Genomic DNA, 11,419 nt, shown 5'->3' on the forward strand with positions numbered 1-11,419 from the left:
TCTATGGCATTGCATTTATAACAGTTAATGCTCTAAAAGAAAAAATACCTGTAGAACATTAAACTGTCCCACAGGTATTAAATAACCCTGTTGCCTATTTTGGCCCGGCTCCTTAAATTACTACAACTTATGGCCTGATCAGTTTGTACTGTAGTTTATATGCAGCGCAAAGAGATTTTTATATATTATATTGCAGAATTATTAATAAGGTTACTTTATTTGATAAAAATATTTAATTTTCTAACTTACTTGTGTTAAATATGGGCTAAAATGCCTAATATCACTTGATGCAAGGGGTAGTATATATAAAATAGCCACTTCAAATTTTTGCTTTTCCCAAGGGTTCCATTATACTTTAATAAAACAGGAATACCAAGAAGTAAACCAAAAAGGTAGATCTCACTATACCAAGCTCCAGCCCCCCTTAAACTTAGTTGATAAATAGTTAAAATACCTATAAACATGGCACATATTCCAAGAAAAATCATCTGTTTTTTTCTGTTTCCATAATAAATATTAAATCCAAATATCAATATAACTGCAAATATACCCCAATCTCCTAAAGTTGATAAACAGCAAATAATGATTAACAAAATTATCTTATATATTTTTTTAAATCTATCATCATTCCAAACACATATTAATATTAACCCTAAAAGTAATGACCATATTACGCTGGTATGAAAATTACGTTCACCAAATAATAAAGATACTTTTCCTGTGAAAAGAAATACATAAGGTATATGAGAAATGAGAGCAAATATAAACATTCTTAATAGATACTTTTTTATGTTATGTGTATGTTTATATCCTTCTACAACCATATAACACATTATAACGATTGTTAATTTCCCAATTGCTCTAAAAACTTCATATGTGATAGTACTTGGGGTAATAAATCCATAAGCGATATGGTCCATAGTCATAGCTATGATAGCCAGTATTTTTAACTCATTATTAGTTAAGCCTTTATAACTCTTCATACTTAGTTATAATCTTATTTACAATACCGTAATCTACAGCTTCATTTGCATTCATCCAATAATTACGATTTATGTTTTCATTAACTTCTTCTAATGGTTTTCCTGTAGCATCACTTATTAATCTTGCTACTCTATCTTTTATCTTCATTATTTCTTCAGCTTCAATAGCAAGATCAGTACTTTGTCCTCTAGCTCCTCCAGATGGTTGATGAATCATATATCTTGTATTAGGCAAAGAATATCTATTTTCTTTATCAGCTGCAAGGTAAATGGTTATACCTGCACTAGCAACCCACCCTGTACCAATCATTATTACCTTAGGCTTTACAAATTTGATCATATCATGAATTGTATCTCCAGATTCAACATGGCCACCTTGGCTATTTATAAAAATCTTTATAGGTTCATCACTTATTTCTTGCAAAATCAATAACTGCATGCTAACTTTTGCTGCTAGCTCTTGATTAATTTCTCCTGAGATTATAATAGTTCTAGAATTTAGCATTTTCTCTTGATATATATCAGGTTTATTTGCACTTGCTTCTTTACTATCTTCCTTATTTATCACTTTTTTTATAATTTCCATAAAAAAACCTCCTATATTTTCCATTACATACCATTTATTCTATTCTTACTTCATGTATATGTCAACTAATCATGTTGTTTTTCTTAGTATAATCAGCAATGCCTAATGGGTAAAATAACATGAGCATTGAATCTTTGAATAAAGGAGGTACATATTTTATGAATTTTTTACAAAGCCAAGAGACCCTTACTGGAGCTCAGTGGGTTCTTCGTGCTATTACTTCATATTTCTTCTTGCTTATCATGGCAAAAATCTTAGGACAACGAACTATATCACAATTAAGACTTCTTGATTTTGTTATTGCTCTAGTTATTGGAAACATAATTGCTCACCCTTTGTCTGACGAACACCTTGGTTTAGAAGGCTCTATGATTACAACAACTGTACTAGTAATTTTATATCTTATTAGTATCTTTAGTATTCTTAAGTTCCCAGCCTTAAGAAGAATTGTAAATAGTTCACCTATTACTATTGTTAAAAATGGAGAAATTCTTTATAAAGGATTAAAAAAAGCAAGAATATCAGTTGATGTGCTATTAGAAGAATTACGTGAAGAGAAAGTAGAAGATGTGAAAAAGGTAGCCTTGGCAACTTGGGAATCTGATGGGAAAATTTCTGTTTTTTTGGATCCTAAATATAGTCCTGCTACTCTTTCAGATTTAAATATACAAGCAGAAGCTTTTAATTTTCAAAGGACAATTGTTAAAGAAGGTAAGATAATTTCAAAGAGCTTAAAGGAAATACAGAAGGATGAAGATTGGGTTCAGTCTAATTTGAAACGGTTATATCAAACAGAGGTTAAAAATGTTCTCTTAGCTACATTTGATGATAAAGGTAATCTAAAGGTGTTTTTATATAAATAAGAAAAGCTAAGACATAAAGCTTAGCTTTTCTTATTAATTGTTTTTAGAATAAAATTTTAGGGCTTCTCCAATAAATTTAGATGCACCATTTCCATATTTCTTATCCATTACTTTTATATAAGTAGGATCTGATAAATATTGTTCTGCTGTATAGCCCCAATAATTTTCTCCTTCATCTCTTTTTAAAACCTTAAGCTGTTTCTCAGTCTCATTTACTATTTTCTGAACTATTTCTTGAATTTCCTTTGAATGAGGATCTTTATTTAAGTCAGATGTAAGATTTTTATATAGTACCTCAAGCTTAGGCTTATTATCTCCTAAATAACTTTTTAGAGCTTTACCGATAAATTTAGATGAGCCATCTCCATATTTACTGTCAACTGCTTTTATCCAATCAGGTAAGACTAAATAAAGTCGTACCATGTAGTACCAATAGTCATCTCCCATATCAGCTTTAAAAATTTCATAATCTTTTTTAGCTATATTAGTTATTTCTTCAGCTACTTGTTGAATTTCCTTTGAAGAAGGATCTTTACTTAAGTCAGATACAAGCTTTTTATATAATTCTCTTAATTTAGGATGCTTATCTTCCAAGAGATCTCTCTTAAACTCATCATATTGTTCTGCTTTAGTAAACATCTTATCATTTTGCCAATTTTTCTTCATAGCCTCAACATATTTTTCAATGCTTCCATACTGTGTTATGGCCATTTTAGCAATCTTATTAGCTGTATCTTCCTTAGATTTCAAACCTTCAATAAATTCATTATATTTATTTATACTACCATAAGCTTTAATTATCTTGTCTTTATGCTCTTTTTTAAATTCCTCTAAGGCATTAAAATATTCACTCATATCAAATTCTTTAAAACTCATTGAATTCTCTCCTTTTATTGTCTTATTTATAAGATCTATTAAATCATTTAGTCTATCACGTTTTAAAACAAGCAACTTCTCCTGCTTTTTTAAAGCTTTCATTTTATTAAAACTTGGACTGTCCATTATTTCTTTAATATCTTTTAAAGGTATATCAAGCTCCTTAAAAAACAATATCTGTTGCAATTTTTCAATAGATTTATGATCATAAAGTCTGTAACCTGCATCTGTGATTTCACTTGGGTTTAATAATCCAATTTTATGATAGTGATGTAGTGCGCGCACACTAATTCCTGTTAAATCTGAAACTTCTTTAACTGTTTTCAATTGTTATACCTCCAGCCTTGATTCAAAGGTTGTTAATATTGCAATTTATTAGCTAGCTATGAATTTCTTTTACAATATGTTCAACCTTTACCTATATGCTACACTATAACCTTATGTTAGGGTCAACAGTTTTTTATTTAAATTACAATTAAAAGGTTATATTCCTTATGAGGTTTATTTCTTGGGAAATACTGGTAACTAATTCTGATATGAATATTATTTATCTAGATAAGTTTTTATTACATCCTCCATTGAGATAACCTGAGCAAAGCGGTTATTCCAAATTCCATAATTAAAAAATTTATAAAGATTCTCACCAGAAAGATATTCGTTATCAAAAGTTGTATTTGTTTCTTCTGGAATAATTATTTTATATCCTGCATCAAAGGCACTTTTACAAGTAGCATCAAAACAATATTCTGTTTGAAGCCCTACTAGCATTATTGTATCTATCTCTTTACTTTCTAAATATTCTCTTAAGCTTGTCTTTAAAAAAGCACTATTAAACTGTTTTTCAATAATTAACTCATCATTATTAGGTGCTACTTCATTATAAATCTGCCATCCATATGTTCCTTTTTCAAATTCAGTCCCTACTCCATCATCATGACGTACATATATAACTTCTTTCATATTATCTCTTGCAGTTGAAATTAGCTTTTTTATATTTTCAATTACTTTCCTTTCATTATAAGGATGTTTTTCAATCAATGCATTTTGAACATCTACTACTAATATAGCTACGTTACTCATATATCTTTTCTCCTTTATTGTTTTTTTATATCAGATAATGATATTTATAACAATTATAAACCTTTTTCTTAAAAAATAGTTTATATATTTTTTTATTTTATCTATGATTTTAAGATAAAAAGTAAATAATAAATATAGCTTTATCTAGAAAAAAGAAAAGGAAGATTAAATATGAATTTGATTAGAAAACAAAATAATATTTCTAAATTGACCTTAGGAGGAGTTTTAGTAACCTTAGGGGTAGTTTATGGAGATATTGGAACTTCACCACTTTATGTAATGAAATCTGTTTTAAATGGTAATGGCGGTTTAAGTAACGTATCTGAAAGTTTTATACTTGGAACTTTATCTATGGTTTTTTGGACAATTACCATTTTAACAACTATAAAATATGTTCTTATAACATTAAATGCAGATAATAAGGGCGAAGGTGGAATCTTTTCTCTTTTTACTCTAGTTCGTAGGCGTGCAAAGTGGCTTATAGTTCCAGCTATTATTGGTGGTTCTACATTACTAGCTGATGGAATGTTGACTCCTGCTGTAACTGTAACTTCAGCAATTGAAGGACTAAATCTAATACCAAGTTTTAATGAGGTTTTTGGGAACAATCAAAATAATATTGTTGTAATTGTAATAATAATCATAAGTGCTTTATTTTTTATTCAACATTTTGGAACTGATTTAATTGGAAAATTATTTGGTCCAATTATGCTTATTTGGTTTTGTGCTTTAGCTTACTTTGGAATTATTAATATGTCTCATGATTGGACACTATTACGTGCATTGTCTCCATATTATGCAATTAAAACACTTTTTAGCAGTGAAAATAGACTAGGCTTCTTTATACTTGGTAGCATATTTTTATCATCCACAGGCGCTGAAGCTCTTTATTCAGACCTTGGGCATGTTGGAAAAGATAATATATATGGGTCTTGGCCCTTTGTTAAGATATGTTTACTATTAAATTATTTTGGTCAAGGAGCTTGGATACTGGCAGCTAAGAATAGCACTGAATATGCTGATATAGAAGGCCTAAATCCATTTTTTCAAATGGTTCCTGAAGGACTTTTAATATTTGCTATAGTAATTTCAACTTTAGCTGCAATTATCGCCTCACAAGCTTTAATTTCAGGCTCCTTTACACTTGTTTCTGAAGCAATTAAATTGAATCTATTCCCTAGATTACATATTATGTATCCCTCTAAGTCTAAAGGACAGTTGTATATACCTTCAATTAATAAGCTTTTATGGATTGTTTGTATAGGAATAGTTCTCTACTTTAAAAATTCAGAACATATGGAAGCAGCTTATGGTCTTGCAATAACTGTTACTATGTTAATGACCACTATTTTATTGTTTAACTATTTATTAAAGAAAAAGACTCCACTTATTGTTGCTATATGTATACTTATTTTCTTTGGAGTAATTGAATTTTGTTTCTTTATTGCAAATATAGTTAAATTTATGCATGGAGGATTTGTAGCTGTTTTAATTGCCTTAGGAATACTAACAGTTATGATTATTTGGATTAAAGGTCACTATATTAAGATGGGATTACTAGAAGAAGTTCCAATAGAAGATTATAAGGATCAATTAAATCAATTACGTCAAGATGAGGATCGCCCTAAGTATGCAACAAACTTGGTATATTTAACAAGCTTAGGAAGCCGAAAATATATTGAAAGAAAAATAATGTACTCCATTTTAGACAAAAGACCTAAAAAAGCAAATGTTTATTGGTTTGTAAATATTGATGTTACCGATGAACCTTATTTAGCTGAATATAATGTAGACACCTTTGGAACATCTTACATTGTGAAAGTTCGATTAAAGCTTGGATTTAGAGTAGAACAAAAATTAAATGTTTTCTTGCGCCAAATTTCAAATGAATTAGTTGAAAGCGGTGAAATAGAAATGCAAGCTAGAACTTACACAACTATGCCCGATAGAAAAATTAGTGACTTCCGCTTTATTTTAATTCAAGAACATCTTTCTTATGAGTCAGAATTAAAGTCTTGGGATTCACTTATACTTAGATCAAAATTATTAATAAAGAAAATTACTGTTACTCCAGCAAGATGGTTTGGACTTGAAACTAGTGATGTTTATATTGAAAAAGTTCCATTATTTGTAGGACATTCAAATCCTGTAGTTTTAAAAAGAAGTAAAAAATAAAGAATAAAAGTGTTATAATTATTATACTGTTTAACTATAATTTAGTAATATGTGAATATAGTGGTACTCATAATAAAAGGGGGATACGTAATGAATAAAAAAGAGGTTTTGGGATTGACTTCCTTAGCATTTTCAATTGGAGTAGTTTTTGGATTTATTATTTCACCAGTTAAAAATGGTGTTGGTAATAATTCAGGTAATACTACAAATAATTATTACAATAAAGAGAAGTCAAGCGACAATGAAGAGATTCCAAGTGTTGCTGAATAATGAATGTAAAGAGGCTGTCGCATTAGCATTTTCAAAATGCTAATGTAACAGCCTCTTTAAAAAATAAAGAATTAATTTTCCTGTAATACTTTCAAACTTCATTTTATTTTTTAATGTATTATATATCTTCGATTTTCCATCTTTTATTTTCATAAATCTTTTTTTATATAAATTAGCCAAATAACCACTACTTAAGTTATCTTAGCCAGTAAAAAGAAAAAAAACCTGGTAAGCACTAAATGCTATATCAGATTTTGATATTTTATCTATAAGCGTAATTTAATTTTAATAATGAGGATTTACTAATATTCAGCTGTGAAATCTCTCGATGCTTATTATTACCTAACAAATAAACTTAGCTTAACTTTTCCTCATTAGCAAAATTGTAATATCTAGCATATTGTCTTGAAGTTTAGCAAATACTTGCCCTCCCATCTTTTCTATTAAAAGCTTTGTTATATAAAGCCCTAACCCAGTACCATGTTTATTACGAGCTTCATCTCCAGTATAAAATTTTTCAAATAGTTTAGTTGGATCAAACATTTTATTTTGAAAAATACCATTTTTAAAACTTATATTAATCCATTCAGATGCAGTTACAGTTATACTAAGATCGCCATTGCTATAACGCAATGCATTTATCAATAAGTTATTTATAATTCTTTCTAACATCAATTTATCCACATAAGCATAATCTACTTCCTTTGAAATTTTCAATTTTGGGACTATATTTCTCTTGTCAAATTCTTCAAAGTAATTAAGTACACATTCAGTAATAACCTTTGAAATATTGACCCTTTGGAAATTTGGTTTATTTTCACTTATTTCCAAAATAGAAAGCTCATAGAAATCACAAATTAATTTTTTTAATCCATCACTTCTATTTAATACTATTTCAACAAATTCATTTTGTTCACTATTAAGCTTTGATCTTTTCAGAAGTTGTAAATATCCAATAATAGATGTTAATGGTGTCCTTAAATCATGTGAAATACTCAAAATTGCTTCCTTTAGTTTTTTTCCCCTTTTTATAATATCCAAATTATGTTTTTTTTGATTTAGAATATTTTTATTTATTATAGAAGCTAAATTAATAACATCTTTATTAATTAAAGCGATATTTATTTTTTCAACTTTATTTTTTTGCAATTGATTTGATATAGCTCTTATCTGCCTTTTTATTAGATATAAATGAAGAAATAATATAATGATTATGCATATGAGAATTATTAGTATAATATTGGTTATGAACATATTATTTCTCATATTTATCTAACCTCTATTTAATTTCTGCTTTATCAAAAATTATATAAGTTAAACTTAATGTTATAATTGTTATAATTAAAAATGATAAAAATATTACAAATATTTGTTGATAGCTAATTGTGGCGATTGATATATTTTTCAACTGTGCTAAGGTTGTAACGTTGATTACACTCTTTAAAATTGGAATAACATCTCCTATTAATGACTGAAAAAACGAAAATAAAATTGGAAATAATAATGAAGCGCAAATAGTTTTGGGAATATCTTTAAAAATAAAAGCAAAAAGTACGAATACACTATTTGTTCCAATATTTAAAATTGAACCTAATAAAGCAACCCTTAATATATAGCAGAATGAAAGAAAAGTAAATGGTTCACCCCACCCAAATTTAATTGTATTAATAATAGTAACTGTAATTGGATAAAGTAACATAATAATTGTTGTCCCCATGAAAAAGCCTAACGATTTTGCTATAATTATTGAAATACGGCTATGTCCAGAAGAAAGATAAGACTGAATTGTCCTATTTGAAAAATCAGCCCCTATATAAAGACCTGCAAATACAGCACATACAAAATACATAAAAATATCTTGAAACGCTTTTTCATAACTTAATTTTCCACTGCTTGAAACTCCTTGCTCAGCAAGTATTCTAATCTCAGAAAAAGCGCTTAAAACAGATAGCAAGATTACAAGTAGTAATAATACTTTGAGTGTCTTTTGCTTTTTCAATTTATATAATTCTAACTTAAATAGATTTAAAATTTTCAACACCTCCAATAAGATTAATGAAATAATTTTCTAAACTGTCTCCATTTACATTAATCTTTTTAATTATAATTTCACCTTTTGATAGTGTATTAATAACCTTCTGGACATCATCAACATAATCATATAGTAAGATGCTATCATCAGGCATAATTTTATATTTTTTTATATTAAGTGATTTTTCTAAACTTGCTATTGCAAGTGAAGTATTATCTACTGATATAGCAATATGTTTTTCACATTCTTTATCTAATTCTTCTTTTGTTATTGTTCGTAAGATTTGCCCTTTATGAATAATAATATAATCTGTTACTAATTGGTATAACTGCTCCAATATATGGCTAGAAATTAAAATGGTAATATTCTTGTCACGTGCTAAACTAGCTATTAAATCTCGTATTTCTATCATGCTAATTGGATCTAACCCATTTGTAGGTTCATCCAGAACAAGAAACTCCGGTTCATTAAGTATAGATATTGCAATACCTAAACGCTGTTTCATTCCCATTGAAAAATCTTGCACTTTTTTCTTTCCTGTATCCTGTAACCCAACAGCAACTAAAGCTTTCTCACTTGAATCTTTACTCGGAATTCCGTAAGCTATTCGTGCTGCTTCAATGTTCTCATATGCTGTCATATATGGATAAAAAGCTGGTGTTTCGATCATAGATCCCATACGTTTTCTTTCTTCTATTAATCCTTTTCTATCTGATACCCCAAACATTTCTATATACCCAGAATCAGCGATAGAAAGACCTGATATAATTCTCATAACCGTAGTTTTTCCGGCTCCATTCTGTCCAACAAATCCATATATTCTACCTTTTTTTATAGTAATATTTACATTGTTTAAAACTTTAGTTTGATTATATTTTTTATTCAAATCAATTGCCCTTAAAATAATTTCTTCCATATTCAAATACTCCACTTTCTTTTATTTTATCTTTCTCCAAATAGAGCCCCTTATAAATTACTGAATATTTTTTAACATAGGTTTATTTAGTGTTGATTTCCTGTTAATATAACTATATCGCACTCCCTGTTATTAAAATTTTTCTTAACTATTAGTTTGGATTTGAAAATCATCCTATACTTTTATCATAATAAGTAATTCTAACAAAATCCTTACAAATTAATAAAAAAAATATAAATACTTACTTCGACAAACGATATCCTAAGCCCCAAAGAGTTTCTATATATTCCATATGCGGATTTGCAACTTTTAACTTCTGTCGTAATCTACTAACATATACATTAATAGTATTATCACTTACAATATAATCTTCATTCCAAATGCTTTCAAATAAATTAGCCTTAGAAAATAATTTTTGAGGATTACATAAAAAGAGTTCTAAAATTTTATATTCAGTTGCTGTTAATTGAAGTACTTTTCCACCAACCTTTACCTCTTTTTCAAGCAAATTCATTTCGATATCCTTATTTTTAAATATACACTTTTGTTCTTCTTTGTTTTCATTTCTACTACGTCGCAAGTTTGACTCAACTCTAGCTACAATCTCATCAAGATCAAATGGCTTTGTTATATAATCATCTGCTCCTAATCGAAGTAAATCTACTTTAATCTGTGTTGTTTCTTTGGCAGAAATTACAAGAACTGGAACTTGTGAAAATGTACGAAGCTCACTTAAAATTTTATCTCCACTCATAAAAGGTAACATTAAATCTAGTAATACTAGATCAAATTTTTCTGATTTTAAATATCTCATTCCATCTAATCCTGTAAAGGCAGAAGTTGTAAAATAATTATTATCTTCTAATACCTTACAAATAAGTTGATTAATTTCTTTATCATCTTCTAAAACCAAAATCTTAATCATGTTCTACTCCTCCCTCTTTTTATTCATACCTATAACAATAGCTTATAAATAATACATTGTTGTATAATTTACATAAAATGATTGATCTATTTTGTTAACTTCATGTAAAAACAGATTAGTATTCCACTACTTTATAACACTATCAATCCATTTCATTACTATAATTCAATGTTTTTACAATAATATTATACTGTAATTGTTTCTGTAATAAAATAATTTAATTCTAATTGTTACTGCTATTCAAATATTGATTCACATTTAAAGAAATAAGTTGCATATATTAGTTGATATATTTTCAAGTATAGAACATTATTTTTTTATACGTTACTTTTTTCAAGAATACAGCTAAAAGTTCTTCTACCTAAACATGAATAATTGTAGAATACTTGTATCAAGATTTTTAACTTTTTACTAAAGATCATCTGAAATCAATAATCTATTATTAAACTTATCAAAAAGATAGAAGAAAAACTATGAAGACTTATGACACCAAGCAGTAGACATAATGTAGACATAATGTAGACATAATGAAGATACAAAAAAATACTGCAATGTTCCAATATGGAATTACAGTATTTTGAACCATAAAATATCTTTATTGTTAAAATTAAATTTAAAAATCTAAAAGTATAATGAGAATGTAGATAGATTTGTGTAAAACAAATCTACTACATTCTTTTTTTGTATTGTTTGATGGTAGATTTGGAATAATA

The 11,419-nt window shown here is 27.8% G+C and carries 11 protein-coding genes and 1 riboswitch; of the genes, 3 read left to right on the plus strand and 8 right to left on the minus strand.

Features of this window, described 5'->3' with window-relative positions; genetic code table 11:
- Positions 1 to 61: 61 nt before the first annotated feature.
- Positions 62 to 152: riboswitch (NiCo riboswitch) on the minus strand.
- A gap of 102 nt (positions 153 to 254) precedes the next feature.
- Both H9661_RS09515 and H9661_RS09520 read right to left on the minus strand, forming a co-directional pair.
- On the minus strand, positions 255 to 983 hold the full coding sequence (locus H9661_RS09515) for a TraX family protein (protein WP_191768470.1): 729 nt from the start codon (positions 981 to 983) through the stop codon (positions 255 to 257).
- A complete protein-coding gene (locus H9661_RS09520; RefSeq protein ID WP_143315142.1) occupies positions 970 to 1,569 on the minus strand; it encodes an ATP-dependent Clp protease proteolytic subunit in 600 nt (199 codons plus the stop codon). The genes H9661_RS09515 and H9661_RS09520 overlap by 14 nt, the downstream gene beginning before the upstream one ends.
- Before the next feature lie 158 nt (positions 1,570 to 1,727).
- On the opposite strand from H9661_RS09520, the gene H9661_RS09525 reads away from it, so the two are divergent.
- Positions 1,728 to 2,432: a DUF421 domain-containing protein gene (locus H9661_RS09525; protein WP_143315141.1), complete on the plus strand. Its 705-nt coding sequence runs from the start codon at positions 1,728 to 1,730 to the stop codon at positions 2,430 to 2,432.
- Between the two features lie 33 nt (positions 2,433 to 2,465).
- On the opposite strand, the gene H9661_RS09530 is transcribed toward H9661_RS09525, so the two are convergent.
- Both H9661_RS09530 and H9661_RS09535 read right to left on the minus strand, forming a co-directional pair.
- Positions 2,466 to 3,635, minus strand: coding sequence for a MerR family transcriptional regulator (locus H9661_RS09530; RefSeq protein WP_191768472.1), 1,170 nt, complete (start codon positions 3,633 to 3,635; stop codon positions 2,466 to 2,468).
- A gap of 216 nt (positions 3,636 to 3,851) precedes the next feature.
- Positions 3,852 to 4,388, minus strand: a complete 537-nt coding sequence (locus tag H9661_RS09535) for a cysteine hydrolase family protein (RefSeq protein ID WP_143315139.1) — start codon at positions 4,386 to 4,388, stop codon at positions 3,852 to 3,854.
- Positions 4,389 to 4,559: 171 nt separating this feature from the next.
- Between H9661_RS09535 and H9661_RS09540 the strand changes: the two genes are divergently transcribed.
- Positions 4,560 to 6,563, plus strand: coding sequence for a KUP/HAK/KT family potassium transporter (locus H9661_RS09540; RefSeq protein ID WP_143315138.1), 2,004 nt, complete (start codon positions 4,560 to 4,562; stop codon positions 6,561 to 6,563).
- A 90-nt stretch (positions 6,564 to 6,653) separates the two neighbouring features.
- Positions 6,654 to 6,833: a hypothetical protein gene (locus H9661_RS09545; RefSeq protein WP_143315137.1), complete on the plus strand. Its 180-nt coding sequence runs from the start codon at positions 6,654 to 6,656 to the stop codon at positions 6,831 to 6,833.
- A gap of 360 nt (positions 6,834 to 7,193) precedes the next feature.
- Here the strand turns inward: H9661_RS09545 and H9661_RS09550 are convergent, their stop codons facing one another.
- The 4 genes from H9661_RS09550 to H9661_RS09565 all read right to left on the minus strand — a co-directional run bounded on the left by H9661_RS09550 (position 7,194) and on the right by H9661_RS09565 (position 10,706).
- Positions 7,194 to 7,832 carry a sensor histidine kinase gene (locus tag H9661_RS09550; protein ID WP_185966713.1) on the minus strand — a complete coding sequence of 213 codons (639 nt, stop codon included), beginning with the start codon at positions 7,830 to 7,832 and terminating at the stop codon, positions 7,194 to 7,196.
- A 280-nt stretch (positions 7,833 to 8,112) separates the two neighbouring features.
- A complete protein-coding gene (locus tag H9661_RS09555) occupies positions 8,113 to 8,871 on the minus strand; it encodes an ABC transporter permease subunit (protein ID WP_185966712.1) in 759 nt (252 codons plus the stop codon).
- A complete protein-coding gene (locus H9661_RS09560; RefSeq protein WP_191768475.1) occupies positions 8,849 to 9,781 on the minus strand; it encodes an ABC transporter ATP-binding protein in 933 nt (310 codons plus the stop codon). Before H9661_RS09560 ends, H9661_RS09555 begins: the two co-directional genes overlap by 23 nt.
- 241 nt (positions 9,782 to 10,022) lie before the next feature.
- Positions 10,023 to 10,706: a response regulator transcription factor gene (locus tag H9661_RS09565; RefSeq protein ID WP_191768478.1), complete on the minus strand. Its 684-nt coding sequence runs from the start codon at positions 10,704 to 10,706 to the stop codon at positions 10,023 to 10,025.
- Positions 10,707 to 11,419 lie beyond the last annotated feature (713 nt).

This window comes from Clostridium cibarium (genome assembly GCF_014836335.1).
In the GTDB taxonomy this organism is placed as follows: Bacteria; Bacillota; Clostridia; order Clostridiales; family Clostridiaceae; genus Clostridium; species Clostridium cibarium.

Excerpts from the sequence above, each read along its gene's own strand:
- H9661_RS09515 (WP_191768470.1), bottom strand. The coding sequence starts at position 983 with ATGAAGAGTTATAAAGGCTTAACTAATAATGAGTTAAAAATACTGGCT.
- H9661_RS09520 (WP_143315142.1), bottom strand. The coding sequence starts at position 1,569 with ATGGAAATTATAAAAAAAGTGATAAATAAGGAAGATAGTAAAGAAGCA.
- H9661_RS09525 (WP_143315141.1), top strand. The coding sequence starts at position 1,728 with ATGAATTTTTTACAAAGCCAAGAGACCCTTACTGGAGCTCAGTGGGTT.
- H9661_RS09535 (WP_143315139.1), bottom strand. The coding sequence starts at position 4,388 with ATGAGTAACGTAGCTATATTAGTAGTAGATGTTCAAAATGCATTGATT.
- H9661_RS09540 (WP_143315138.1), top strand. The coding sequence starts at position 4,560 with ATGAATTTGATTAGAAAACAAAATAATATTTCTAAATTGACCTTAGGA.
- H9661_RS09545 (WP_143315137.1), top strand. The coding sequence starts at position 6,654 with ATGAATAAAAAAGAGGTTTTGGGATTGACTTCCTTAGCATTTTCAATT.
- H9661_RS09560 (WP_191768475.1), bottom strand. The coding sequence starts at position 9,781 with ATGGAAGAAATTATTTTAAGGGCAATTGATTTGAATAAAAAATATAAT.
- H9661_RS09565 (WP_191768478.1), bottom strand. The coding sequence starts at position 10,706 with ATGATTAAGATTTTGGTTTTAGAAGATGATAAAGAAATTAATCAACTT.